The sequence below is a fragment of the Cellulosimicrobium sp. EB106-03-01-XG111 genome, from assembly GCF_058792115.1.
The window spans coordinates 86,708-111,253 of the sequence record NZ_JBYTEQ010000017.1; the positions used below are offsets into that span (position 1 = coordinate 86,708).

Below are 24,546 nucleotides of genomic sequence, written 5' to 3' on the forward strand. Positions count from 1 at the left end.
GGGACGTCAGGAGGACGTGCGATGCTGGTGCTGGGACGCAAGGTGGGAGAACGGATCCTCGTCGGCGACGACGTCGTGGTCACGGTCGTGTCGGTGGGCCGTGACGGGGTGCGCGTCGGGATCGACGCGCCCCGCGAGGTGCGGGTCCACCGTGCCGAGATCGTCGACCAGGTCGCCGCGGACAACCGCGCCGCCGCCCTCGTCGCGCCCGGCGGCGAGGCGCGCGCCCGCGCGCTGCTGGGGCTCGACGCGCGGCCCTGACGCCGCCGCACGGGGACGCGCCGGCCCCCGTCGCCGACGAGAGCGCGTGGACCGTCGGGAGGGCTCGTGCTGCCTGGAGGTCTGCCGTCGAGCGCTACCCGCGGCCCCCGCGCCCGCCGCCGTGGCCCCGGTCCTGCCGGCCCGCGTCCTTGTCGGTGCGCCGGTCGTCGTGGGTCTGGGGCTGCGGCTTCGCCGTCCCCGGCCGGGAGGAGCCGCGTGCGTCGTCCGGCCGCGGCGCGGGGCGGTCGGGCTTCGGCGGCGCCGGGCGCGTGACCGGCGGCGCCGGTCGCGCGGGCACGGGCGTCGGTGCGGGGCGAGTGGCCGGCGCCGGCTTCGGCGTGGGCTTCGACGACGGCGTCGGCGCGGCCGGCGTGGGCTTCGGTGCGGCCGCAGGAGCAGGCGGCGGTGCCGGGGCCGGGGCCGGTGCGGGAGCCGGCGGGGTCGTCTCGCGGTCGGCCGGTCCCGGCGGGGCCGGCACGACCACCGACAGCGGCGCGTCGACGGGCTCGTCGGCGGCGTCCCCCACCACCCCCGTGCCGACGGACTCGCCGACCGACTCGTCGGCCGGCTCGTCGACGAGCTCGACGGCGGGCGAGGTCGACGGCGCCAGGCCCGTCAGCACCGGGGCGGACAGGTCGAGGCGGACGGCCGCGGCGCCGGCACCGTCGAGCGGTGCCCACCCGGTCGAGCCGGTCCCCGGGGCCGTGCCCAGGAGCACCTGCTCGGGGCGTGCCGAGACGCCGGGGCCGGGACCGACCTCGTCCGCCGCGGGCGCGACCGCGACCCCGAAGACGAGCGTCGCCGCGGAGAGCACGGCGGCGGCACCCCAGCGCACGGAACGACCCTGGACGGTGGAGCGCGCGCGTCCCCGCGCCACGAGCGCACGGCGTCCCCGGCGGGCGGTTGAGCGCGCCGGTACGACCGCCGGCGCCGGCCGGGCGGCCGGGAGCTCGCACAGGGCGGTGGCGTCGCCGACCGCGTGCGGTGCGGCCGGGATCCCCGCCGCGACGGCCCCCGTGCGGACGACCTCTCGGGGCGCAGAGACGTCGACGACGGCGGCGGACTCACGGAGCACGAGCAGGGCGACCCGGTCGGCCGCGAGGCGGTGGCGGTACGGCGGCACGACGACGGTGCCGTCCGCCGCCAGCGCGCGCACGGCGCGGACGGCCTCGAAGCGCACGGTGGGTGCCCAGGCGCGGCCGTCGAGCGGGCGGCGACCGGTGACGAGGTCGTCCAGGACGGCGCGCTGCGCGTCGGTCACCGCGCGCAGCGCGGCGGCCCGGTCCGTCCCCGTGACGCCCGAGGCCCGCACGTGCCGCCGGGCGTCGCGCGCGAGCCCGACGGCGTGCGCGGCGACGAGGCCCGCCACCGCACGATCGTGCTCGCTCTCCGGCACCGTCGCAGCGACGACGAGCGCATCCTCGACGACCGAGCGTCGAGGCCCGGGTCCCGCGTCAGACATGTCCTGCTGCCCCCTGTGCTCCTGCGCCCGCCCTGCGGCCGCCCCCTGGTCCCCGTGCTCGCCACGGTGCGGTTCTCCTGCTCGCCGCGGCGCTGCGCCGCGGGCCTCCCGGCAGGTGCGGGTCGTGGAGCGACGTGCGCGCTCACCCGGTCTCCACGGCGTCGAGGACGATGCCGACGTCCCGCAGGTGCCGCGCCGCCAGCTCCCGGACCCGCTCGATGTGATCGACGGTCCGGTGGCGGGGGAGTCCCAGGGTCCGGGCGATCCACACGACCGTGTCATGACCCGGGAGCGGTCCGCCGCCCCCGTACGCCTCGGACATCCAGAGCGCCGCGACGCGTCCGCGGACCGGGTCCTGCGCGTGCGCCGCGTCGACCACGGACCGGACGAGCGCCGGGACCTCGACCGCGTGCAGCACGCAGTCCGCGTGCGCGTCGGTCGTGCGCGCGGAGTCGAGGGCCTCGTCGAACGACAGCGCGCCGCGCAGCACGAGCTCGTCCGCCTCCGTCACGACCATGCCCTGCCGGACGACGTCGGCCCGGTGGGCGCCGAGGCGCTCGTTGGTGGCGCGCACGGCCTCCTCGACCGAGGGGGCCGCGCCGCGCAGCGCGGCGAGCTCCGAGCGGGTGCGCGCGAGCTCGCGGCGCCGACGCTGCGCGGCCACCATGCCCGACGCCGGGGCGGTCGCGTGGTCGAGGAACGAGCGCACGCGCGGGCGAGCCGTGTAGACGACGATCGCGAGGAACGAGCGCATGCTGCGCAGGTACGCGGGGTCGCGCCGGGAGCGCTCGAGCATCTCCCAGGCGGTCTCCACGACGATCGCCGCGACGTCGTCGAGGTGCTGCGCCGCGGGCACCGAGTTGGTGCGGCACAGGCGCGCCGCGATCCGGCGCCACTGCGTCGCGTGGGCGGCGAGGAGGGACGAGACCTCGGCGCGGTACCGGGCGTCGTCCTCGATCGCGACGACGCGGGCGACCTCGTCCCGGAGCGCTCCGGGGTCGTCGTCGTCCTGCGGGCCCTCGTCGACGGCGCGCACGGGACGCGCGTCGCGCGCCCGGTGCGGGCGCGGGTCGAGCAGGGTCCGGTCGGTCACGGTCCAAGCATGCGGACCCGGAGGGGCTCCTGGCGCGCCGGACACCGTCTTTCACACCGGACTTCACCCTCGGGCACCCCGGGCAGCGGGTGATCTCCGCACGCTTCGCCCGCCGCGGGTGTTTCGCGGACGTCGCCTCGGTGGGATGCTGTCCTCGGCGACGGGCTCGCCGGACGGACAGGGCAGGACGAGATCAGGAGGTGGACCGGGTGCACGCAGCGTCCTGCGCTTCGACGGCGTCGCCGTGCCGGGCCGCCGACGCCCCGGGCGGGGTGGTGTCGCGGTGACCCCGGAGGAGGACGGCGCCGGCGCGCCGTGGGACGACACGACGTGGGCCATCTGGGCCGTGGGCCTCGTGGAGCCGCTCATCGACCCCGACGACCGGCTCGCGACCATGGCCGCGATGCGCGCCCAGGCGAAGGCGCACCCGCTGCGCGCCGTGACGCTCCTCGCCGGCGCCCTCACCGACCTCCTGGACTCGTTGCCCGACGACGACCCGTGGCGCCACCTGGACCCCGCGACGTTCGGCACGTACCGGGACGGCCTGGACCTGGTCCCGTCGGAGGCCGTCGTGATCGCCGAGGACATCGGCCTCGCGGCGCTCGCCCGGCCGCTCGGGCACGGCGGCGCGCGCGTCATGAGCGAGGCGCAGCACGGGTGGGAGAACGCCGCGCACGCGGCGAACGAGCTCGACGACCCCGTGCGCGTGCTCACGCGCGCCGTGGCGTGGGCCGCCTGGCGTCGCCGCGTGTACGTGGGCGAGGACAGCTACCCCGTCCTCGTCGTCTTCTCGTGGCTGCCGCGCGCGGCGCTCATCGCGGCGGGTCGCGAGATCGACGACGACCTCGCCCGCGCCGAGATGCGCGCGTCGGCCAAGATCGTCGACGACCTCGTCTGACCGGCCCGAGCCTCAGGCCCCGTCCGTGCCGCTCGCGGGCAGCGGACGGTGGGCGGGGAGGAGCCCCAGCTCGATCCCGCGGGCGAGGGCGTCCTCGCGCCGGCGCACGCCGAGCTTCCGGTAGATCGAGCGGAGCTGGCTCTTGACCGTGTTCACGGACACGGTGAGGCTCCGGGAGATGTCGACCGCGGTCGCGTGCCGCATGAGGGTGTCGAGGACGACGACCTCCCGGTCGGACAAGGGCTGCGGGAGGTCGGCCGTCGCGGCGAAGAGCTCCGGGACGGGTTCCGCGTCCCCGATGAGGCGCTGCGCCGTCTGGTCCTTGCTCCGTGCCGCCAGCTCCGCGAGCGCGAGGAGGTCGTGCCGGGCGGGGAGCGCGAGCGCGAACCGCAGCCGCCGGTCCTCGGCGACGCCGGCGAGCTTGTCCAGGGCGTCGCGCGCCTGCGTCTCCTCCTCGGCGTGCGTCAGGGCGGCGGCGAGCAGGACGGCGTGCGCGGCCCGCAGGCGGGGTGCGGCCGTCCGCGGCGGCGTGCGCGCGACGAGCACGTCCCGTGCGGTGCTCCACCGGCCGGTGAGCAGGGCCACGTGGGCCCGCAGCAGCCAGGTGAGCGACGACGTCGCCGGCGCGACCTTGAGCCACGAGTGCACCGCGCCGACCTGGCCGCGCGCGAGCCCGAGCAGCCCGCTGACGTAGTCGAGGTGGTCGATGTCGCGCGCGGAGATGCGCCGGCGCCCGCGCTCGGACTCGATGTAGCGGCGGAGCCGCTCGATGCCGAGGGCCGGCTCGAACGACACCAGGTCGACGTAGGCCTGTACCGTGGCGACGACCGGGCGGGTCTCGAGCGTCGCGAGGTGCGGGCGCAGGACGTCGAGGTGGGCCTGGGCGCCGCGCGTGTCGAAGCGCTCGAGGCACACGATCGCGCGCGCGATGCGGTACAGGTGGTCGTCGCGCCCCGCGCGGACCTCGGCGTGGGGCGACGCCTCGATGACCTCGAGGTCCCGCACGGCCTCCGGCAGGTCGCCGCGGACCGCGAGCACGAGCGCGCGCAGCGACAGGCCGTAGAGCGCGCGCGGGTCCACGGCGGGGGAGCCGCCGAGGTCCTCGAGCGTGGCGAGCGCCTCGTCGTCAGCGCCCGCCCGCGCGAACGACATCGCGACCTCGGCCCGGAGCCGGGGGAGCTCGCGGACGAGCTCCCGGCGCTCGTCCACGCCCAGCTCGTCCAGTGTCCGACGTGCCCGGCGCGCCGGGTCGAGGGCGCGCTGCGTCGCGTTCGTGGAGCGCAGCGCGACGCTCTCCAGCACGTCCAGCACGACGCGCTCCGCCGTCGAGGCCGTCCTCGCCCGGGGACGCAGGGCGGCCAGCGTCAGGTGGTACATCTCGATCGCCTCGGCGCGCTCCCCCGGGACGCTGTCGTGATGGATCGCGAGCGCCCCGGCGAGCAGCGGCCACCGCCGGAGCTCGGACTGCGGGAGGCTCTTGAGGACGTCGAGGCGGACCAGCGCCTGCGGCTCGAGCAGCTCGCCCCAGTGCCGCGAGACGGCCGAGGAGGCGAGCGCGAGGTCGCCCGCGCCGACCGCGTGCCGCACCGCCTCGACGGGATAGCCGTTCGTCAGGTACCAGCGCGCGGCCGCGAGCTCGGCGCGCCCCCACTCGTCCGGGTGCTCCTCGCGGACGCGCTCCGCCACGAACGTGCGCACCACGGGGAACAGGACGAACACCCGGCCTGCGGGGCGTCGCTCCCACGCGCCCAGCCCGCGCTCCTCGAGCATCCACAGCAGCTGCGGGGCCGCGGGCTCCCGGGTCAGCGCCACGGCGAGGTCGGCGGTGAGGACGTCCGCGACCGCGCACCGCCGCAGGACCTGCTCGAGCCGAGGGCGCTCGGCGCCCTCGAGCTGCTTCTCGAGGGCGGCCCGCAGCAGCTCGTCGGCGACCTGGACGTGTGCCGGGGTCCCGTGCGACCCGGCCATCTCCGCGGCGAGCATCGCGACGCGCAGGTACAGCGGCTGCCCCCCGGTGAGGACGTGCGCCTCCGCGGGGTCGAGGTCCACGCCGGCCTGGCGCAGCATGCGCGCCGTCTCGTCCTGGGTCAGCGGCAGCTGGTCGGCCGTGATGACCGTGCGGTCCAGCTCGAGCCCGATCGAGGCGGCTTCCAGGGGAGAGACCGTGCTCGTGGCCACGGCGACGGAGAGGTTCGGGCACAGGCGCAGGAGTGCGAGCACGTCGTCGTGGACCGCGGCGTCCGCGACGTCCTGGTAGTCGTCGATGACGACCACGACCTCCCCGGGCACCGCGAGGAACGCGTCGGCCAGCCGGTCGGGCACGTCCTCGGCGGTGAGCTCCGCGGTCCCCAGCGCCGCCTCGAACGCCTCGAGCCCGGCCCGCGCCGCACGCCGCGCGACCGCGCGCCAGAGGTCCGTCCGGGTCATCTCGGGGATGACGGAGAGCCAGAGGCCCGGCGTGGCCCGGCGCCGGGACCACTCGGCGAGGAGGGAGGTCTTGCCCGCCCCCGCGGGGCCCCGGACGACGCGGAGCGCCGCGTCGACCTCGAGCCGGTCGAGCAGGCGTTCGCGGACGAGCTCGGTGTGCGGCGGGCGCGGCGCCCCGTACAGACGGAACGTCGTCGTGTCCGTCACCGACATGCTGCCCTCCGTGCTTCCCCCGCTCCACGGGCGGGCGGGCGGACGGGCGGCGAACCGCGTCCGGCCACGGCTCCGCCCCCCAGAGCCGGCACCGCGCCGTGATCCGCTCTCACCCTAGGCGAGGAGGTGCGCCGGTTCTCGGGGAAGCCGGGTGAAGCGCTCGAACCGGTTCGTCCCGGGCCCCGCCGGCCCGGACGAAACGGGACGCGCGAGGACGATGCGGACAGCGCGGCCCGCCGCGTGCATAGGGGCCTCGGGCGCGTCCAGAAGCGGACGCGACCGGAGAGGAGCCGCACGCCCATGTCCGCGCACCGGGCTCGCCCGAGGACCACGCTCGCCGCGGTGCTGGTGAGCGCCGTCCTGGTCGGCACGACCGCCACGGCCCACGCCGCGCCGGTCACGCGCACCGCGACCGGTCCGGAGGTCGTGCCCGTGGCGGGGGAGACGTTCGTGCGGGTCCTGGAGAGCAGCGGCCGGACCGACGTCGGCGCCACGGACGCGGTCCCGGGGGCGGGTGCGGACCAGGACCTGGTCCTCGACGCGGACGAAGGCCCGGGCCACGGAGCGGACGAGGCGCCGGACGATGGCGCGGCCCCGGACGGCGCGTCGGTCGCTCCCGTGCCGGACGGTCCGGAGCCTCCCGAGGAGGGCCCGCCCACTTCGGAGGCGGGCGCGTTGCCCTCCGGCCCCGGTCTCGGCCCGACGGCTCCGGACGAGAGCGAGCCGCCACCCGGCCCGGACCCCGCCGTGCCCGACGACGAGCCCGCGCCCCGCGTGGTCGTGCTGCCGCCGGTCCTCGTCCGCGCGGACGCCGAGGGCGCGGTCTACCTCGTGCCGGTGGTCGAGGGCGCGCGCTGGTCCCTGGGCGGCGAGCCGGTGGTGTGCACCGTGGTCGTCGTCGACGGGTACCGGACCGTCGAGGCGCCGCGGGACGGTGGCGTCCTGCGGGCGGCGGCGACGGCCGAGGACGGCCACGTGCTGCAGCTCCCGGACGGGCAGACCGTCGGCGAGGCGGTCACCGAGCTGCTCCCCGTCGTCACGGCGGTGCTCCCCGACGTGCAGGACGGCCCGGGCGAGGCGGACACGTACACCGTGCCCGACACCGAGGGCCTCGTCGTCCGCGACGCGACCGGCGCGGTGCTCCCGCCCGGCAGCACGCACGCCGTCGAGGGGTACGTCGACCACGTGGCGCGCGTCGTCCTGACGCTCTCCCCGGCCGCGGGCCTGCGGCTCGCGGCGGTGGGCGCGGCGGAGCCGGTGCTGCCGGGGTCGGACGGGTCGCGCGCCGTCGAGCTCGTGTTCTCCGGTCTCACCGAGGTTCGCGCACCGGCCCCCGTGGTCGTCGCCGCGCGCCCGGGCGCGGCGGCCGAGGTCGAGGTGCCGCGTGCCGACGGCGTGGAGCACCTCCTCGACGAGCGCGTCCTCGCCCCGGGCCGCCATCCCGCCCGGGGCACGGTGACCGTGACGGCGCGCGCGCTCGACGGCTACGTCCTCGTCGGCGAGACGTCCTGGGAGCTCACGCTCGACGGGCCTGCCGTCCCCGAGACGCCCTCCGCCCCGCCCGCGTCGCCGGCTCCGACCGCCCCGGACCCGGCGCCCGCCGAGACCCCGAGCGCGTCCGGGCCGACGACGCCGGACGGGCCCGCGCTCGACCTGGAGCCGGTGGTCGGCACGGCGGACCCGTCCGGCGCCGTCCTCGTGGCCGCGGGCGGCGCGCCCGTCGCGGTCCCACCGGGCCCGCCGCGCGGCGACACCGGGTTCGACCTGCTCACGCTGCTGCTGGGCGGGGCGCTGGTGTCCGGGGCGTGGGTGCTGCGCGCGCGCCGCGACCAGACAGCCTGACGCGCCACCCCGTCAGGCGCGCGGGCCGCCGCGGGCGGCGAGCCGCTCGACGAGGCGCGCGAGCACGTCGCCCGTGCGCAGGCCGTCGTGCTCGAGCTCGTTCGTCACCCACGTGCGGACGTTCCCCACGCGCTCGGCCGTCTCGAGCGAGAGCCCGGCGTCCACGAACATGTCGTCGAAGTACACCGCCGCCTCGACCGGCACCTCGTTGCGCGCGAGGACGTCGAGGTCGTACAGGTCGGGCCAGTCCTCCCGCGCGGCGAGCGCCTCCGCCGCCGCGCGGAACGGCCGGAGCGCGGCGACCTCCTCGAACATCCAGGGATAGATCATCTCGCCCGTGAGGAGCAGCGGCCGGGCCGACGGGTCGAAGGCCGGGTCCTGCGCCCGGACGGACTCGGCGGCCCAGGCCGTCGGGCCGTCGCCCGACTGCGCGTAGATCGACTCGTGGAGCACGGCGTACAGGGGGTTGGTGCGGAACGACGTCGCGGCCGCGACGTCCGCGAGGAACGTGTCCGTCAGGGTGTCCGGCGCGTCGGGGTCGAACGCCTCGTCCACGAGCCAGTGGATGCGCTCCGGGCCGGGCTTCATGCCGAGGTCCGTGCCGAGCGACTGGAGCCGGCGCACGGTGAGCCGGTCGCCGTCGGGCAGGCGCACGTCGTCGGCCTCGAGGAGGTCCGCGACGCGCGCGAGGCGGGCCGCGTCGTCCGGGTAGCGCTCGCGGTAGGCGGCGTTCTTCGCGACGACGCGCGGCTGCGTGCGGCGGTAGACCTCGCGCGCGTCGGCCGTCAGGCCGGGCAGGCCACCCGTCACGTAGCAGGCCGCGAGCGCGTCGGGCGCCCGCGACAGGTAGGTCATCGTGAGGAAGCCGCCGTAGGACTGGCCGAGCGACGTCCACCTCCGGCCGCCGTACACCGTCCGCCGCACGTGCTCGGCGTCGGCGACGATCGCGTCCGCCCGGAAGCGGGAGAGGTACTCGGCCTGGACGGCGCCCGGGCCGCGCGCGGCGAGCGCCGCCCCCCGCACCGCCGAGGACCGGCCCGTGCCGCGCTGGTCGAGCAGCACCACCCGGTGCGTCGCGAGCGCGGTGCCGACCCAGCCGTCCGGCCCGGTCGGCCGGGGCCCCTTGCCGCCCGGGCCGCCCTGGAGGAACACGAGCAGCGGGAGGTCGTCGTGGCGCCGCACCGGGTCGACGAGCTCGCGCACGAACAGCGTGAGGCGGCGCGGGTCCGCGTCGTCGTCCCAGACGAGCGGCACCTCGAGCTCGCGGTCGGTGACGTGGATGCCGGGCAGGGTGTACGTGGTCTCGCGGGTGACGCTCACCCGGCCACCCTAGCCGCGGGGCCCGCGGGCCCCGCGGCGTCCGACGGCACGCGTCACAGCTCGACGGTCTCGTTCTCCCCGCCGTCGTAGCGCGACCCGGTGACCTTCGCCTTGACCAGGCTGAAGAGCGTCGCGACGCGGCCGCCGGGGGAGTCCCAGTACTCCGCGGAGTCGGCGTGCAGCCGGATGAGGACCACCCCGGGCGTGTCCGGGCCGTCGGGGAACCAGGCGTCGGCGACCGTGTTCCACAGCTCGCGGATCGTGTCGCGGTCGCGGACGAGCGAGGCGCGCCCGGACACGGACACCCACGACGTCGAGCCCGAGAAGGCCGCGTTCGCCGCCGAGTCGCGTGCGATCTCGGCCACCTTGTGCGAGTCGGCGGCGGCGAAGAACCACAGGTCGCCGTCGAAGTCGACGGCCTGGACGCCCATCGGCCGGCTGACGAGGCTCCCGTCGGTCGCGACGGTGGTCAGCATGGCGATCTTCTCGTCCTTGACCAGCTCACGGACCTTCGCGACCTCGTCGGAGCTCGCGTGGGGCTGCTCGTGGTGCGTGTCGGTCATGTCGTCTCCCGTCGTCGGGCCGCGGGTCGCGGCACCCTCCCGACGCTAGGCACGACGCGCGCGACTCGCCCCGTGGGAGCACGACGAGGGGGTGGGGTGCCCGACGCCGCGACGTCGCACACCCCACCCCCTCGACGGGTGGTCCCGGGACGGGCTACTGCTCCACGTCCTCGTCGACCCACTCCATCGTCTTCGTCACGGCCTTCTTCCAGTTGCGGTACAGCCGCTCGCGCTCGCCGGACTCCATCGACGGGCTCCAGCGCTTGTCCTCGGCCCAGTTGTCGATGACGTCCTGCTCGCCCTTCCAGAAGCCGACGGCGATGCCCGCGGCGTACGCGGCACCGAGCGCCGTCGTCTCGGCGACCTTGGGCCGCACGACGTCGACGCCGAGCTGGTCGGCCTGGAACTGCATGAGGAGCTCGTTGGCGACCATGCCGCCGTCGACGCGCAGCTCGGTGAGGTCGACGCCCGAGTCGGCGTTCATCGCGTCGACGACCTCGCGGCTCTGGAACGCCGTCGCCTCGAGCGCGGCGCGCGCGATGTGGTTGCGGTTGACGTACCGCGTGAGGCCGACGAGCGCGCCGCGCGCGTCGGGCCGCCAGTAGGGCGCGAACAGGCCGGAGAACGCCGGCACGAAGTAGGCGCCGCCGTTGTCCTGGACCTTGCCCGCGAGCCACTCGACGTCGGGCGCGTCCTCGAACATGCCCAGGTTGTCGCGCAGCCACTGCACGAGCGAGCCGGTCACGGCGATCGAGCCCTCGAGCGCGTACACCGCGGGCGCGTCGCCGATCTTGTAGCAGACCGTCGTGAGCAGGCCGTTCTTGCTCATGACCTTCTCCGTGCCCGTGTTGAGCAGCAGGAAGTTGCCGGTGCCGTAGGTGTTCTTGGCCTGGCCGACCTCGAAGCACGCCTGGCCGAACGTGGCTGCCTGCTGGTCGCCGAGGATGCCGGCGATCGGGACGCCGGGGACGAGGCCGCGCGGGCGCCCGTGGCCGTAGACCTCGGACGACGACCGGATCTCGGGGAGCATCGACAGCGGGATGCCCATGTCGGCGGCGATGTCCTCGCGCCAGGAGAGCGTGTCGAGGTCCATGAGCATCGTGCGCGACGCGTTGGTCACGTCGGTGACGTGCACGCCGCCCTCGGTGCCGCCCGTCATGTTCCACAGCACCCACGTGTCGGTGTTGCCGAACAGCAGGTCGCCCTTCTCGGCCTTCTCGCGCGCACCCTCGACGTTGTCGAGGATCCACTTGATCTTCGGGCCGGAGAAGTAGGTGGCGAGCGGCAGGCCGACGATCGACTTGTACTTCTCGGCGCCCTCGTCGCCGCCGAGCTCGTCGACGATCTTCTGGGTGCGCGTGTCCTGCCAGACGATGGCGTTGTAGACGGGCTTGCCCGTGGTCTTGTCCCAGACGACGGCCGTCTCGCGCTGGTTCGTGATGCCGACGGCCGCGATGTCCTCGTGCGTGAGGTTGCCTCGGGTGAGGGCGAGACCGACGACCTCGCGCACGTTGTTCCAGATCTGCTCGGGGTTGTGCTCGACCCAGCCCGCGCGCGGGAAGATCTGGTCGTGCTCGAGCTGCCCGGTGGAGTAGATCTCCCCGGAGTGGTTGAAGACGATGGCCCGGGAGCTCGTGGTCCCCTGGTCGATGGCGAGAACGTAGTCGGCCATGGTGCGTTCAGTCCTTCACGTCGGTGTGGGTGTGGTTGCGGCGTAGTGCCCGGCGCCCGACGGCGCGGGTCGCGTGACCGGGGAGGCCCCCGGCTCCCCGGTCACGCGGGGGAGAGGTCCGGTCGTCCGGGTCGGTCAGACCCAGGCGGCCCCGAGCAGGCCGGCGAGGACGCCGCCGACCAGCGGACCGGCGACCGGGACCCAGGCGTAGGCCCAGTCGCTCGAGCCCTTGCCCCGGATCGGCAGCACCGCGTGCGCGATGCGGGGACCGAGGTCACGGGCAGGGTTGATGGCGTAGCCGGTGGGACCACCGAGGCTCGCGCCGATACCGACCACGATGAGCGCGACCGCGAGCGGCCCCAGGCCGGACGGGGTCTTGCCGGACGCCACGACGAAGAACACGAGCACGAACGTCGCGATGACCTCCGTGACGAAGTTCCACGCGTAGGAGCGGATCTCGGGGCCGGTGGAGAACACCGCGAGCTTGGTCGCGCCGGGCGCGTCCTCGTCGAAGTGCTTCTTGTACGCCAGGAACGCCAGCACGGCACCGATGAAGGCACCGATCATCTGGGCCCCGAAGTACACGAACATGTTGCCGACCGTCGGCTCGATGGTCGCCGTCACGAGCCCCTCGGGGCCGGTCACGGAGAAGAACGGCTCCTGGGCGGTGAAGAGGCCGATGGTCACGGCCGGGTTGAGGTGCGCACCCGACTTGTAGGCCACGTACACGCCGGCGAAGACCGCGAGGCCCCATCCGAAGTTGATGAGGAGCCAGCCGCCGTTGAAGCCCTTGGTCCTCGGGAGGACGACGTTCGCGACGACGCCCGCGCCGAGGAGGATCAGTGTCGCCGTGCCGAGTATCTCGGACCAGAAGGCGTTCATGAGGAGTTGATCCATCGTGCTCTCTCTTTCGTGGTGGACTTCTCTGTCTCAACCGTCCCGGCGCACCTGAGCGCCGGGTCCTCGGGTCGGTCCGCCGTCGGCGTGGCGCCCCGTGGGGTCGGTGTGCGGGGCCCCGGGGGCCGACCCGACGGTCGGCAGCCCCGGGGCTCGCTCGCGGCGATGTGCAGCTGTCAGGTCGTGCGGAGCGGCTGGAGCGGGGACACGTCGGGTGCCTCCAGCCGGGTGCGCTCGGCGGACGCGTCGTCGGGCTCCTGCTCGGCGGCGGCCTCGGCCTCCGCGCGCGCGGTGTAGCTCGCGATCTCGGCGTCGCGCGTCGCGTCGTCCCACCCGAGGATCTCGCCGGCGACGGCGGCGATCTCGGGCAGCGCGGCGAGGCCGCGGTCGGGCACCTCGTAGTTGAGGCGGGTCCGGTGCAGCAGCAGGTCCTCGAGGTGCAGCGCACCCTCGTGCGAGACGCCGTACGCGATCTCCGCGCGCAGGTAGGCCGGCGCGTGCTCCAGCGGGCGGGCGAGGTCCGGCTGCGCCTCGCACAGCTCGACGAGCTCGCGCAGGTTCGACCCGTACCGGTGCAGGAGGTGGTCCACCATGGCGGGGGTCCAGCCGTACCGGGACGCCCAGGGCCGCGCCTGGCGGCGCACGGCGTCGAGGCCGACGGCGCCGAGCAGCGGGATCTTGTGGGTGATCGACGGCAGGGCGCTCGCGCGCTGGCCGATCGCGAAGTCCACCGCGTCCTTCGCCATGACGCGGTAGGTGGTGAGCTTGCCGCCGGCGATCACGGTGAGGCCCGGGGTCGGGGAGGCCACCGTGTGCTCGCGCGAGACCTTCGCGGAGCTGGTGCCCTCCTTGGTGCCCGGCTGGAGCAGCGGTCGCAGGCCCGCCCACGTGCCGATGATGTCGTCGCGCGTCAGGGGGTGGGCGAGCACGGCGTTCGCGTGCTCGAGCACGTAGTCGATGTCGGCCGCCGTCGCGACGGGGTGCTGGAGCTCCTGCTCCCACGGGGTGTCGGTCGTGCCGATCACCCAGTAGCGGGACCACGGGATGACGAACAGGACCGACTTCTCGGTCTGCAGGATCAGGCCGACCTGGCCCTTGATGCGCTCGCGCGGCACGACGATGTGGATGCCCTTGGACGCGAGGACCCGCAGCCCGCCGTCGGTGCCGGCGAGCGCCTCGGTGTCCTCCGTCCAGACACCGGTCGCGTTGATGACGGCGCGCGCCCGGACGGTGAGCTCGCGGCCCGTCTCGAGGTCCATGAGCACGGCGCCGTTCACGGCCCCGGTCGGGCCCTTGGTCAGCGAGACGACCTGCGTGCGGGAGGCCGCGTGCGCACCGTACGACGCGGCCGTGCGGACGAGCGTCGAGACGAGGCGGGCGTCGTCGACGGACGCGTCCCAGTACTGGACGGCGCCGACGGCCGCGTCGTGCGCGAGGTCGGGGAACTTCTTCTCCATGCGGCTGCGCGACAGGTGCCGGTGCAGCGGCATCGCGCGGCGTCCGGGAGCGACGCTCGCGAGCGTGTCGTAGAGCGCGATGCCCGCACCGACGTAGGCACGCTCCCACACGCGGTGCTCGAGGGGGTACAGGAACGGGACGGGGCGCACGAGGTGCGGCGCGATCTCCTTGAGCAGCAGGTCGCGCTCGGTGAGCGCCTCCTTGACCAGGTGGAAGTCGAGCATCTGCAGGTAGCGCAGGCCGCCGTGCACGAGCTTGCTCGACCGGCTCGACGTCCCTGCCGACCAGTCCTGCGCCTCGACGATCGCGGTGGAGAGCCCGCGCGTGACCGCGTCGAGCGCGATCCCGGCGCCGGTGACGCCGCCGCCGATCACGAGGACGTCGAGCTCGGCGTCCGCGCTGGTGCTGGCCTCGAGCGCGGCGAGCGCCTGCCGCCGGGAGTCCGCGGTGAGTCTCGTGGATGCCATCCGTCTTCCTCTCTCGTCCCTCGGTGCTGCGGCACGCCGCGGGACGATCGCGCCCACGGTGCGCTCACAGCGACGGTCCCACGCCCGACCAGGGTGCGCGAGCGGGAACCGCCGTGCGTGCACCGGGGTCTCCGGTGCGGAGGCACACGCTCCAGACCACCACGCCCCGAACGCCCGCGCAACCGTCGTGCACGAACGTGCAGAATGGGGGTGACGGGAAGGAGACCGCGATGGTCGATCGGGAGCAGGACGTCCTGCGCGCGGCGTCGATGTACTACCTCCAGGACATGAAGATGGAGGCGATCGCCAAGCACCTGCACACGTCGCGGTCCACCGTGTCGCGGCTGGTGAAGCGGGCGCGCGACACGGGTCTGGTGGAGATCTCGCTGCGCCCCGCGCGCAGCCGCGGGCCGGGGCTCGGGCAGCACCTCGCGAGCACGTGGGGGATCGACGCCTACGTGGTCCCCGTGCCGGACCAGGCGCCGCAGGTCGAGCGGCTCGAGCAGGTCGCGCTGACGACCGCGCGCCTGCTGTCGACGTGGTTCGACTCCGACATGATCCTCGGGATCGCATGGGGCACGACCCTCTCCGCCGTCTCCCGGCACCTGCCCCGCAAGCCGACCCGGGGGAGCGCCGTCGTGCAGCTCAACGGGGCGGCGAACACGCGCACCTCGGGGGTGCACTACGCGGGCGACCTCATCGCGGGCTTCGGCAGCGCGTTCGACGCCCACGTGCACCATTTCCCAGTGCCCGCGTTCTTCGACTACGCGGAGACGAAGCGCGCGATGTGGCGCGAGCGGTCCGTGCGCCGCGTGCTCGACGTGCAGCACCGTGCGGACATCGCGCTGTTCTCCGTGGGCGCCGTCGCGGGCGGCGTGCCGTCGCACGTCTACTCCGCGGGGTACCTCGACCCCGACGACGTCGCCGTCCTCGACGCCGAGGGCGTCGTCGGCGACGTCTGCACCGTGTTCCTCCGGGGGGACGGGACCTACCGCGACATCGCGCTCAACGAGCGCGCGACGGGGCCGGCGCCCGAGGAGCTGCGGCGCGTGCCGCGGCGGGTGTGCGCCGTCGCGGGGGACAACAAGGTGGCACCGCTGCGCGCGGCGCTGCGCGCGGGGGTGGTGACCGACCTCGTCGTCGACGAGATCACCGCGGCCCACCTCGTCGGGGGCTCCTGAGGACCAGAGCGCAGGTATGCGGCCCGGTGCATGACTATGCACCGAGTGGCTCCCGCGCGTACAGTGTCGCGGTGCCCACGACCTCCGCCGTCCGTGTCCGTCCCGCCCTGCCCGCGGACGTCCGGGCGGTGCGCGCGCTCGTCGAGCCCTACGCCGAGGCCCGCATCCTCCTCGCCAAGGAGATGGTCGGCTACTACGAGGCGGTCCAGGAGTTCGTCGTCGCCGAGGTGCCGGACCCCGACGCGGCGGACGGCGAGGACGCGCGGCGCGTCGTCGGGTGCGGGGCGCTGCACGTCATGTGGGACGACCTCGCGGAGATCCGCACGCTCGCGGTGGACCCGGCCTGGCGCGGGCACCGCGTCGGGCACGCGCTCGTGGTCGAGCTCGTCGAGCGCGCCCGCGCGCTCGGCCTGCGGCGCGTGTTCTGCCTGACGTTCGAGGTCGACTTCTTCCGCGCCCACGGCTTCCGCACCATCGAGGGGACGCCCGTGTCCCCCGAGGTGTACGCCGAGCTCCTGCGCTCGCACGACGACGGCGTCGCCGAGTTCCTCGACCTCGCGCGCGTGAAGCCCAACACGCTCGGCAACACGCGCATGCTGCTCGACCTCGACGGCCCCGCGGGCCCCGACGGCGACCGCGCCGCGGACGCTGCGCGCGCCTGACGATCCGCAGGCCGCGTCAGGCGGGGAGCCGGTAGAGCACCCCGCCCGGCCCGTCCTCCTGCTCGACGAGACCGTCCTCGACGAGGCTCGCGACGCACCGGTCGAGCTGCGCGGCGTCGTGCCACACCTCGGCCACGACGCCGCGCGGCACCGGGCCCGGTGCGTCGCGCAGCGCCGCCATGACCCGGCCCCGCGCCTGCCGGTCGGTACCGGCCCAGGCCTGCGTGCGGCGTCGGGCCGCGTGCTCGTCGTCGGGGTGCCCGGCCAGGCGCCACGCGCACACGTCGCGGACGGGGCAGACGCCGCACCGGGGCGCGCGCGCCGTGCAGACGAGCGCGCCGAGCTCCATCGACGCGGCCGCCCACAGCACCGCGTCGTCGTCGTCGGGCGGGGCGACCGCGGCGGCGGTCGCGCGCTCCCCGGCCGTGTACGACGGCGCGGGCAGCGCGACACCCCCGACCGCCCGGGCCAGGACGCGGCGCACGTTCGTGTCGACGACGACCGCGCGGCGCCCGTGCGCGAACGCGGTGACCGCCGCGGCGGTGTACTCGCCGACCCCCGGCAGGGCGCGCAGCGCCTCCTCGCCGCGGGGCACCTCGCCGTCGTGCCGCTCGACGATCGCGCGCGCGCACTCCTGCAGGCGCAGGGCGCGCCGCGGGTAGCCCAGCCGGCCCCACGCGCGCAGCACGTCCGCCGTCGGTGCGGCGGCGAGGTCGGCCGGCTCGGGCCAGCGCTCCATCCACGCCCGCCAGGCCGGCTCGACGCGCACGACCGGCGTCTGCTGCAGCATGACCTCGCTCACCAGCACGCCCCACGCGGTGCGGTCCGCGGCCCGCCACGGCAGGTCGCGGGCGGTCGCGCCGAACCAGCGCCCGACGGCGTCGCGCAGCCCCGCGTGCGGGTCCCCGGGGGCCGTCCGCGGCAGCGGGCGGGCGGGGCCGCCGGTGCGCGCCGGGCGCGGGGCAGGGCCGGTCATGGGTGGGTCCTCGCGAGGGTCGGGGCCGTCGGGTCGGGACACATTGTGCCCCGACCTCGACCGTCGTCGGCGCGGCACCGGCCCCGCGGGGCGGCCCCGCGGCTAGCGTGGGCCCGACCAGCACGAGCACGACGGAGGACCCCGTGAGCACGCCGCGGACCGACCGCACCCCGAAGCCGAGCACCCGCCCGAGCGCCGGGCGGGGCGCGCCCACGCGCGCCGCCCTGCTGCGCCGTCGGCTCCTCGCGCTCCTCCTGCTCGTGGCGCTCGTCGTCGGTCTGGTGCTGCTCGGCCAGGTGGCCGTCCGCGCCGTCGGGCCGCTGCTGAGCGGGGACGCGAGCGCCCAGGAGGGCAAGTCCCCGCCGCCCACGCCCGAGGCCGCCGGGCCGCCCCGGGACTGCACGGCGACCTCGCTCGAGCTCGCCGTGACGACGAACGCCGCCGAGTACGAGCCCGGGCGCGCCGTGCAGCTCGACGTGACCGTCCGGCAGTCCGGCGGGCGGCCGTGCCTCGTGGACGGCTCCGACGCGGGACGTCAGGTGCTCGTCTACTCGGGCGACGAGCTCGTGTGGTCGTCGGCCCACTGCGGGTCCACCGAGCGCCTGCTCCTCATGAGCACGGGAGACGAGGACCCGTCGCGGCTCGTGCGGTGGGACCGCCGCCGCTCGGTCGAGGGCTGCGCGCCCGACCAGCCGGAGGTGGGCCCCGGGACCTACACGGCGGTGCTGAGCATCGCGGGCGTCGAGGGCGCGACGAGCGAGCCCGTGACCTTCACGCTGCTCGCGCCGCCCGAGCCGACGCCGGACCCGGCCGAGCCCACCGCCCCCGCCGACGGGACCACCCCGCCGGAGGGGACGGCTCCTGCCGAGGGGACGGCCCCCGCGGACGGGACACCGCCGCCGGAGGGGACGGCTCCTGCCGAGGGGACCGCGCCCGCGGAGGGCGCCGAGCCGCAGGCCCCGGCAGCGCCGACGACCGACGGCGCGTAGCGGCGGAGCCCGGGCTCGACGGCCGTCCACCCGGCCCGAGCGCCCCGGCCTGCCGTCGGTTTCCGCTTCCGCTGCCGCGCCTCGCCGGGCCGGCCGTGCCCGGGGACGCGGGGAGACCCGCCGCCGTCGTGTCGGCTCGGCGACGACCGCGACGTGCCGTGTGGCGCAGGGCACAGCACCCTGTCAGATAAATAAGGTTAGGCTCTCCTAACGGTCACGTCGACCGCATCCTTCGACCTTCCGGGAGACCTCGTCATGCCCTCGCGCCCCACGACCCGACGCCTCGTCGCCGTCCTCGCGGCCGGCCCGCTCGCTCTCGCCCTGGCTGCGTGCGGCTCCGGCGACGAGAGCGGTGCGGGAGGTGCCGGGGAGACCGCCACGTCCGCGGCTCCGTCGACCGTCACGATCGAGGACAACCACGGGACCGTCGAGGTGCCGGTGAACCCGGAGCGGGTCGTCGCGCTCGACAACCACGTCTTCGAGACGCTCTCCGCGTGGGAGGTCCCGCTCGTCGCCGCGCCCAAGGGCATCATGGGCGACGGGCTGTGGCCCGAGTACACCGAGGACGACGCCGTGCTCGACGTGGGGATGCACCGCGAGCCGAACCTCGAGTCCATCGTCGCGGCCGAGCCCGACCTGATCATCGGCGGGTACCGGTTCTCGGACAGCTACGACGACATCAAGGCCCAGAACCCCGACGCGGTGGTCGTCGAGCTCGCCCCGCGCGACGGCGAGGACCAGTCGTCGGAGCTGGTCCGGCAGATCGAGATCCTCGGCCAGATCTTCGACCGCGAGGACGAGGCCGACGCGATCGTCGCCGACTACGAGGCAGCCGTGGCCGACGCGAAGGAGGCCTACGACGGCGAGAGCACGGTCGTCGGCCTCATCACGTCGGGCGGCGAGATCTCCTACAGCGCGCCGGTGACCGGCCGCAGCATCGGCACCCTCTTCCCGACCCTCGGGCTCGAGCCGGCGATCGAGCAGGCCGCCGAGGACACCTCGCACGGTGACGACATCAGCGTCGAGGCGATCGCTGCCGCGAACCCGGACTGGATCGTCGTGCTGGACCGCGACGGCGCGGGCGTCGGCGAGGGGGAGTACCGCCCGGCTGCCGAGCTCGTCGGAGGCTCGGAGGCCCTCGCGGGGGTGACGGCGGTCGCGAAGGACCAGGTGGTCTACCTCGACCCGGACTTCTACCTCACCGAGGACATCCAGGCGTACACCGCGCTGTACGAGCAGATCGCCCAGGCGTTCTCCGGCGCCGCGTGACCGGCCCGGCCGTCTCGTGAACCGCAACGCCTCCGCGACGCGGGCCAGGCCGCCCGTCGCCCCCGGCTCACCGCGGCCGGGGCGGCGGGCGTCGCCCGGCCTGCTCGTCGCCGTCCTCGTGACGCTGGCCCTCGTCGTGACGTCCCTCTTCGTCGGGGTGTACGACCTGGGCGCCGAGGGCGGCGGCGAGATGTTCCTCGTCACGAGGCTCCCGCGGACGCTCGCCCTCGTGCTGGCCGGCAGCGCGATGGCCGTGAGCGGCCTGGTGCTCCAGCAGCTCACGCAGAACCGGTTCGTCGAGCCGACCACGAGCGGGACGAGCGAGTGGGCCGCGCTCGGCCTGCTCCTCTCCGTCATCCTCCTGCCGACCGCCGGCCTCGCGACCCGCATGGTGCTCGCGAGCGTCGCCGCGTTCGCCGGGACCATGGTCTTCATGGCGATCCTGCGTCGCGTGCAGGTGCGGAGCACGCTCGTCGTGCCCGTCGTCGGCATCATGCTCGGCGCGGTGGTCAGCGCGGTGACGACGCTCCTGGCGATCTCGACGAACTACCTCCAGCTGCTCGGGACGTGGTTCATGGGCAGCTTCACGAGCGTCGTCCGGGGGCAGTACGAGGTGCTGTGGATCGTCGCTGCGGTGTGCGCGGCGATCTTCGTCCTGTCCGACCGGCTCACGGTCGCCGGCCTCGGCCGCGACGTCGCGACGAACCTCGGTCTGGGCTACGAGCGGGTCGTCCTCCTGGGGACGGCGCTCGTCTCGGTCGCCTCCGGCGTCACGACCGTCGTCGTCGGGTTCCTCCCGTTCCTCGGGCTGATCGTGCCCAACGTCGTCTCGATGCTGCGCGGGGACGACCTGCGCTCGAACCTGCCCTGGGTGTGCCTGGGAGGCGTCGGGCTCGTCACGGCCTGCGACATCGTCGGTCGCGTGGTCCGGATGCCCTTCGAGATCCCCGTCGCGATGATCCTCGGGGTCGTCGGTGCGGCGGCGTTCGTGGCCCTGGTCCTGCGGGTGCAGCGCCGTGGTTGAGCTGACGACCGCGTCGCGACGTGTCCGGCCCGGGACCGCCCCCGCACGGGTGGAGCGGCCGTGGCGCACGGTCGTCCGTTCGTACGGGTTCCGGCTCGGCGTCGTCGTCGCCGTCGCGCTCGCCGCCGCGGCGGGGATCCTCGCCTACGGCAACCCGGCCGCGCCCGGCTCGTCGGGGTTCTGGGTCATCGTCGGCAGCCGCCTCGCGTCGGTGGGGACGATCCTCGTGGTCGCGTTCTGCCAGGGCGTGGCGACCGTCGTCTTCCACGCGGTGACGAACAACCGGATCCTCACCCCGTCGATCCTCGGGTTCGACGCGCTGTACCGGGTCGTCCAGACCGGTCTGGTGTTCTTCTTCGGCGCGGGAAGCCTCGCCGCGACGGACGGCCTGCCCAAGATCGCGCTCCAGAGCCTCCTCATGGTCGGTTTCGCGTCGCTCCTCTACGGCTGGCTCTTCACCGGGACCCGGGCGAACCTCCACCTGCTGCTCCTCGTCGGGGTCGTCCTCGGCATGGGGTTCGGGGCGCTCTCCACGTTCATGCAGCGTCTCCTCACCCCCAGCGAGTTCGACATCCTCTCGGCGCGGCTGTTCGGCAACATCAGCGCCTCGGACGCGTCCTACCTCCCCTGGGGCGCGCTCGTCTGCGTCGTGGTCGGCGCGGTGCTCTGGCGCCGCCGTCACGTGCTCGACGTCGTCTCGCTCGGCCGGGAGACCGCCACGAGCCTCGGCGTGCGCCACCAGCGTGAGGTCATGCTGGCGCTGTTCCTCGTCGCGGTGCTCGTCTCGGTGTCGACCTCCCTCGTCGGACCGATGACGTTCTTCGGGTTCGTCGTCGCGATGCTCACCTACCAGGTCGTCGGCACGAGCCGGCACTCCCGCACGCTGCCCATGGTCGTCGCCGTCGCGTGCGCGACCCTCCTGCTCGCCTACTTCGTGCTGCGGCACGTCTTCTACGCGGCGGGGCTCGTGTCCGTCATCATCGAGCTCGGTGGCGGGCTCGTGTTCCTCGTCTACCTCCTCAGGAAGGGCCTGCGGTGATCACCCTCGACGACGTCACCAAGACCTACGGCGACGTCCACGCCCTCGGGCCGGTCGACCTCGAGATCCCGACCGGCGGGGTCACGGCGCTGGTCGGCCCGAACGGTGCCGGGAAGTCCACGATGCTCACGATCGTCGGCCGGCTGCTGTCGGCCGACGCCGGGCGGGTCACCGTCGGCGGTCTCGACGTGGTGACGGCCCACCCGCGGGCGCTCGCCCGGCGGCTCGCGATCCTGCGCCAGGAGAACCACTTCGTCGCACGGCTCACCGTCCGCCAGCTGGTGCGCCTCGGCCGGTTCCCGCACACGCAGGGCCGCATCACCCGGGACGACGAGGTCGCGGTGGACACGGCGCTCGGCTTCCTCGACCTCGTCGGCCTCCAGGACCGGTTCCTCGACGAGCTCTCGGGCGGCCAGCGTCAGCGCGCCTACGTCGCGATGGTGCTGGCCCAGGAGACGGAGTACGTGCTCCTCGACGAGCCGCTCAACAACCTCGACATGCAGCACGCCGTGTCGATGATGGCGCGTCTGCGCCGGGCCGCGGACGAGCTCGGCAAGACCGTCGTCCTCGTGGTCCACGACGTCAACTTCGCGGCGGCCTACGCGGACCGGATCGTCGCGATGACCGACGGGACGATCCGCCACGTCGGCAGCCCCGAGGAGATCATGACGAGCGAGATCCTCACGGAGGTGTTCGCGACGCCGGTGACGGTCGTCGACGGTCCGGGCCACCCGCTCGCGGTCTACTACCGACCGGGGTGAGCGCTGCGCCCAGGGTCGTGGCGAGCGCGGCGGACGTCAGCGGCGGGCCAGGGCCCAGCGGAACGCGTTGCGCAGCAGGTAGGAGCCGTCGGGACGACGGAAGGGCCGCGCGGCGCGGAGCACGTCGGGGCGGAGCTCGGCGCGCAGCTCGTCCGACTCGCCGAACATGATCGCGGCGACGACCTCGTCCGCGTCGGCGAGCACCATCGGCGCGTCCGCGACCCCTTCCGCGACCGGGGTGAAGCCGTGCTCGGCGAGGAGCGCGCCGAGGTGCCCCTCCTCGCGGCTCTCGTCGCTCGCCTCGTGGTCCTCGCCCGCGACCGCACGCTCGAGGACGGTGAGGTCGTTCAGCGCGTCCTCGGCCCACGTCGCGACGGCGACCAGCTCGCCGACGCGGCGGCACTCGCTGAGCGTCCTCGCGACGTCGGTGAAGGCGAGCGCGTTGACGAGCGTCACGAGGTCGAAGGAGTCGTCGGGCCAGGGGAGGCGCTCCGCCTGCGCGACCCGCAGGTCCGCGTCCGGGCTGCGGCGCCGGGCGGCGTCGACCATCCCCGCGGCAGCGTCGCACCCGGCCGCGTCGGCCCCGCGGGCGACGGCCAGGGCGACGAGCTCGCCCGTGCCGCACCCGACGTCGAGCACGCGGGAGCCCGGCCCGACGCCCGCGGCGTCGAGGATCGCCCGCTGCGCGGGCTCGGCGGCGGGCGCCCACCAGCGCGCCCAGGCGTCGGCCAGTGCCGACCACTCGTCGACGTGGTCCACGGTCCCCTCCGTGTGCGTCGTGCGGACGGTCGGAGCGTCAGACGTAGCGCTCGAGGATGCTCGACTCCGCGAGCCGGGACAGGCCCTCGCGCACGGCGCGGGCCCGCTGCTCGCCGACGCCGTCGACCGTCATGAGGTCGTCGATGCTCGCCGCGAGGAGCTTCTGCAGGCCGCCGAAGTGCGCCACGAGCCGGTCGATGATCGTCGCGGGCAGGCGCGGCACCTTCGACAGGAGGCGGTACCCGTGCGGGGCGACCGCGGCGTCGAGCGCGTCGCCGCCGCCCGGCAGGTCGAGCACGCGGCCGATCTGGCCGAGGTCGAGCAGCTGCGTGGAGTCGAGGCCGCCGAGGGCCTTCTGCACGTCCGCGAGCGAGCGGTCCTTGCGGCCCAGGTCGACGTAGTCGCGGATGACGAACTCGCGGTCCGAGCCGATGCCCCCGATGAGCTCGTCGAGCTGGAGGGCGAGGAGGCGGCCGTCGGTGCCGAGCTCGATGACGTACCCGGCGATCTCCTCGGAGATGCGGGCGACCATCTCGAGGCGCTGCACCACCGCGCAGACGTCGCGCACCGTGACCAGGTCCTCGATCTCGAGCGCGGACAGCGTGCCGGACACCTCGTCGAGGCGCGCGCGGTAGCGCTCGAGCGTCGCGAGCGCCTGGTTGGCGCGCGACAGGATGGTGTCGGAGTCCTCCAGGACGTGGCGCTGCCCGCCGACGTACAGCGCGACGATCCGCATCGACTGGCTCACCGAGATGACGGGGAAGCCGCTCTGCTTCGCCACGCGCTCGGCCGTGCGGTGCCGCGTCCCGGACTCGGTCGTCTCGATCGTCGGGTCCGGCAGGAGCTGGACGGCGGCGCGCAGGATGCGGTTGGCGTCGCGGTCGAGCACGACGGCGCCGTCCATCTTCGACAGCTCGCGCAGCCGCGTCGCGGAGAACCCGACGTCGAGCTGGAAGCCGCCCGAGCACATCTCCTCGACGACCTTGTCCAGGCCCAGCACGATGAGCGCGCCGGTCCGGCCGCGCAGGATGCGCTCGAGACCGTCACGGAGCTCGGTGCCCGGTGCCACGGCGGCGAGGGTCTCCCGGAGCAGCTCGTCGGGGTGCGCGGGGGAGTTGGCCACGGTCGAATCCTACGCTGCGAGCCCATCGCCACCCTCGGGAAACCCCCGGGACACGCCACAAAGCGGTCACGATCCGGTCTCGGTGCGTGCGACGAGGCCCCGGGCGGCGACGCCCGCGGACCGCGGCCGCCTGAGGTGGCCGAACGTCGTGGCCTCCGTCACAGTGTGGAGGTCGAGCAGTCCACGAGCG

Annotated in this window: 21 protein-coding genes; 10 read left to right on the forward strand and 11 right to left on the reverse strand. The window is 75.1% G+C overall.

All coding sequences use genetic code 11. From position 1 onward, the window contains the following. Window positions 1-21 precede the first annotated feature (21 nt). Window positions 22-261, forward strand: coding sequence for a carbon storage regulator CsrA (gene csrA, locus AC3WT4_RS14195; protein WP_074808677.1), 240 nt, complete (start codon window positions 22-24; stop codon window positions 259-261). Window positions 262-355: 94 nt separating this feature from the next. On the opposite strand, the gene AC3WT4_RS14200 is transcribed toward csrA, so the two are convergent. Beyond that, on the reverse strand, window positions 356-1,630 hold the full coding sequence (locus AC3WT4_RS14200) for a hypothetical protein (protein ID WP_492315735.1): 1,275 nt from the start codon (window positions 1,628-1,630) through the stop codon (window positions 356-358). 235 nt (window positions 1,631-1,865) lie between these two features. Next, window positions 1,866-2,816 carry a hypothetical protein gene (locus AC3WT4_RS14205; RefSeq protein ID WP_257416684.1) on the reverse strand — a complete coding sequence of 317 codons (951 nt, stop codon included), beginning with the start codon at window positions 2,814-2,816 and terminating at the stop codon, window positions 1,866-1,868. A gap of 283 nt (window positions 2,817-3,099) precedes the next feature. Here AC3WT4_RS14205 and AC3WT4_RS14210 point away from each other — a divergent pair, with 283 nt between their 5' ends. Continuing rightward, window positions 3,100-3,714 carry a hypothetical protein gene (locus AC3WT4_RS14210; protein WP_074808686.1) on the forward strand — a complete coding sequence of 205 codons (615 nt, stop codon included), beginning with the start codon at window positions 3,100-3,102 and terminating at the stop codon, window positions 3,712-3,714. Between the two features lie 12 nt (window positions 3,715-3,726). On the opposite strand, the gene AC3WT4_RS14215 is transcribed toward AC3WT4_RS14210, so the two are convergent. Further along, the gene (locus AC3WT4_RS14215) at window positions 3,727-6,354 is read right to left on the reverse strand and encodes a LuxR C-terminal-related transcriptional regulator (protein ID WP_400110993.1); all 2,628 of its coding nucleotides are present in this window, start codon (window positions 6,352-6,354) and stop codon (window positions 3,727-3,729) included. A gap of 300 nt (window positions 6,355-6,654) precedes the next feature. Here AC3WT4_RS14215 and AC3WT4_RS14220 point away from each other — a divergent pair, with 300 nt between their 5' ends. After that, window positions 6,655-8,196: a hypothetical protein gene (locus tag AC3WT4_RS14220; protein WP_492315736.1), complete on the forward strand. Its 1,542-nt coding sequence runs from the start codon at window positions 6,655-6,657 to the stop codon at window positions 8,194-8,196. A 12-nt stretch (window positions 8,197-8,208) separates the two neighbouring features. Here AC3WT4_RS14220 and AC3WT4_RS14225 read toward each other — a convergent pair whose 3' ends face one another. From AC3WT4_RS14225 to AC3WT4_RS14245, 5 genes are all read right to left on the reverse strand, one after another. Continuing rightward, entirely contained in the window at window positions 8,209-9,516 is a 1,308-nt protein-coding gene (locus AC3WT4_RS14225; protein ID WP_492315737.1) for an alpha/beta fold hydrolase, read from the reverse strand. A gap of 53 nt (window positions 9,517-9,569) precedes the next feature. Continuing rightward, window positions 9,570-10,079, reverse strand: coding sequence for a pyridoxamine 5'-phosphate oxidase family protein (locus AC3WT4_RS14230; protein WP_074808698.1), 510 nt, complete (start codon window positions 10,077-10,079; stop codon window positions 9,570-9,572). Between the two features lie 154 nt (window positions 10,080-10,233). Beyond that, window positions 10,234-11,751 carry a glycerol kinase GlpK gene (gene glpK, locus AC3WT4_RS14235; protein WP_108049123.1) on the reverse strand — a complete coding sequence of 506 codons (1,518 nt, stop codon included), beginning with the start codon at window positions 11,749-11,751 and terminating at the stop codon, window positions 10,234-10,236. Between the two features lie 135 nt (window positions 11,752-11,886). Continuing rightward, window positions 11,887-12,633, reverse strand: a complete 747-nt coding sequence (locus AC3WT4_RS14240; RefSeq protein WP_400110987.1) for an MIP/aquaporin family protein — start codon at window positions 12,631-12,633, stop codon at window positions 11,887-11,889. Between the two features lie 191 nt (window positions 12,634-12,824). Then, the gene (locus AC3WT4_RS14245) at window positions 12,825-14,573 is read right to left on the reverse strand and encodes a glycerol-3-phosphate dehydrogenase/oxidase (RefSeq protein ID WP_074808706.1); all 1,749 of its coding nucleotides are present in this window, start codon (window positions 14,571-14,573) and stop codon (window positions 12,825-12,827) included. A gap of 230 nt (window positions 14,574-14,803) precedes the next feature. On the opposite strand from AC3WT4_RS14245, the gene AC3WT4_RS14250 reads away from it, so the two are divergent. Further along, window positions 14,804-15,754, forward strand: a complete 951-nt coding sequence (locus AC3WT4_RS14250) for a sugar-binding transcriptional regulator (RefSeq protein ID WP_074808708.1) — start codon at window positions 14,804-14,806, stop codon at window positions 15,752-15,754. A gap of 71 nt (window positions 15,755-15,825) precedes the next feature. Continuing rightward, window positions 15,826-16,416 (forward strand): amino-acid N-acetyltransferase, encoded by a 591-nt coding sequence (locus AC3WT4_RS14255; RefSeq protein WP_108049121.1) that lies wholly within the window; start codon window positions 15,826-15,828, stop codon window positions 16,414-16,416. Between the two features lie 16 nt (window positions 16,417-16,432). Here the strand turns inward: AC3WT4_RS14255 and AC3WT4_RS14260 are convergent, their stop codons facing one another. Next, on the reverse strand, window positions 16,433-17,392 hold the full coding sequence (locus AC3WT4_RS14260) for an HhH-GPD family protein (RefSeq protein ID WP_108049119.1): 960 nt from the start codon (window positions 17,390-17,392) through the stop codon (window positions 16,433-16,435). A gap of 143 nt (window positions 17,393-17,535) precedes the next feature. On the opposite strand from AC3WT4_RS14260, the gene AC3WT4_RS14265 reads away from it, so the two are divergent. The 5 genes from AC3WT4_RS14265 to AC3WT4_RS14285 all read left to right on the forward strand — a co-directional run bounded on the left by AC3WT4_RS14265 (window position 17,536) and on the right by AC3WT4_RS14285 (window position 22,474). Then, on the forward strand, window positions 17,536-18,381 hold the full coding sequence (locus AC3WT4_RS14265) for a hypothetical protein (RefSeq protein ID WP_492315738.1): 846 nt from the start codon (window positions 17,536-17,538) through the stop codon (window positions 18,379-18,381). A gap of 255 nt (window positions 18,382-18,636) precedes the next feature. After that, window positions 18,637-19,650, forward strand: a complete 1,014-nt coding sequence (locus AC3WT4_RS14270) for a siderophore ABC transporter substrate-binding protein (RefSeq protein WP_492315739.1) — start codon at window positions 18,637-18,639, stop codon at window positions 19,648-19,650. 16 nt (window positions 19,651-19,666) lie between these two features. After that, entirely contained in the window at window positions 19,667-20,674 is a 1,008-nt protein-coding gene (locus AC3WT4_RS14275) for an ABC transporter permease (RefSeq protein ID WP_492315740.1), read from the forward strand. Next, complete coding sequence (locus tag AC3WT4_RS14280) at window positions 20,667-21,713, forward strand: iron chelate uptake ABC transporter family permease subunit (protein WP_286185812.1); 1,047 nt, start codon at window positions 20,667-20,669, stop codon at window positions 21,711-21,713. Before AC3WT4_RS14275 ends, AC3WT4_RS14280 begins: the two co-directional genes overlap by 8 nt. Then, entirely contained in the window at window positions 21,710-22,474 is a 765-nt protein-coding gene (locus tag AC3WT4_RS14285; protein ID WP_108048286.1) for an iron ABC transporter ATP-binding protein, read from the forward strand. The genes AC3WT4_RS14280 and AC3WT4_RS14285 overlap by 4 nt, the downstream gene beginning before the upstream one ends. A 36-nt stretch (window positions 22,475-22,510) precedes the next feature. Here the strand turns inward: AC3WT4_RS14285 and AC3WT4_RS14290 are convergent, their stop codons facing one another. Continuing rightward, entirely contained in the window at window positions 22,511-23,233 is a 723-nt protein-coding gene (locus tag AC3WT4_RS14290; protein WP_108048288.1) for a class I SAM-dependent methyltransferase, read from the reverse strand. 37 nt (window positions 23,234-23,270) lie between these two features. Further along, window positions 23,271-24,356 (reverse strand): DNA integrity scanning diadenylate cyclase DisA, encoded by a 1,086-nt coding sequence (gene disA / locus AC3WT4_RS14295; RefSeq protein WP_108048290.1) that lies wholly within the window; start codon window positions 24,354-24,356, stop codon window positions 23,271-23,273. Between the last annotated feature and the right edge of the window lie 190 nt (window positions 24,357-24,546).

Bases quoted from the DNA above. Each gene is read 5' to 3' on its own strand.
- csrA (WP_074808677.1), top strand. From the start codon at position 22: ATGCTGGTGCTGGGACGCAAGGTGGGAGAACGGATCCTCGTCGGCGAC.
- AC3WT4_RS14215 (WP_400110993.1), bottom strand. From the start codon at position 6,354: ATGTCGGTGACGGACACGACGACGTTCCGTCTGTACGGGGCGCCGCGC.
- AC3WT4_RS14220 (WP_492315736.1), top strand. From the start codon at position 6,655: ATGTCCGCGCACCGGGCTCGCCCGAGGACCACGCTCGCCGCGGTGCTG.
- AC3WT4_RS14230 (WP_074808698.1), bottom strand. From the start codon at position 10,079: ATGACCGACACGCACCACGAGCAGCCCCACGCGAGCTCCGACGAGGTC.
- glpK (WP_108049123.1), bottom strand. From the start codon at position 11,751: ATGGCCGACTACGTTCTCGCCATCGACCAGGGGACCACGAGCTCCCGG.
- AC3WT4_RS14240 (WP_400110987.1), bottom strand. From the start codon at position 12,633: ATGAACGCCTTCTGGTCCGAGATACTCGGCACGGCGACACTGATCCTC.
- AC3WT4_RS14245 (WP_074808706.1), bottom strand. From the start codon at position 14,573: ATGGCATCCACGAGACTCACCGCGGACTCCCGGCGGCAGGCGCTCGCC.
- AC3WT4_RS14250 (WP_074808708.1), top strand. From the start codon at position 14,804: ATGGTCGATCGGGAGCAGGACGTCCTGCGCGCGGCGTCGATGTACTAC.
- AC3WT4_RS14260 (WP_108049119.1), bottom strand. From the start codon at position 17,392: ATGACCGGCCCTGCCCCGCGCCCGGCGCGCACCGGCGGCCCCGCCCGC.
- AC3WT4_RS14270 (WP_492315739.1), top strand. From the start codon at position 18,637: ATGCCCTCGCGCCCCACGACCCGACGCCTCGTCGCCGTCCTCGCGGCC.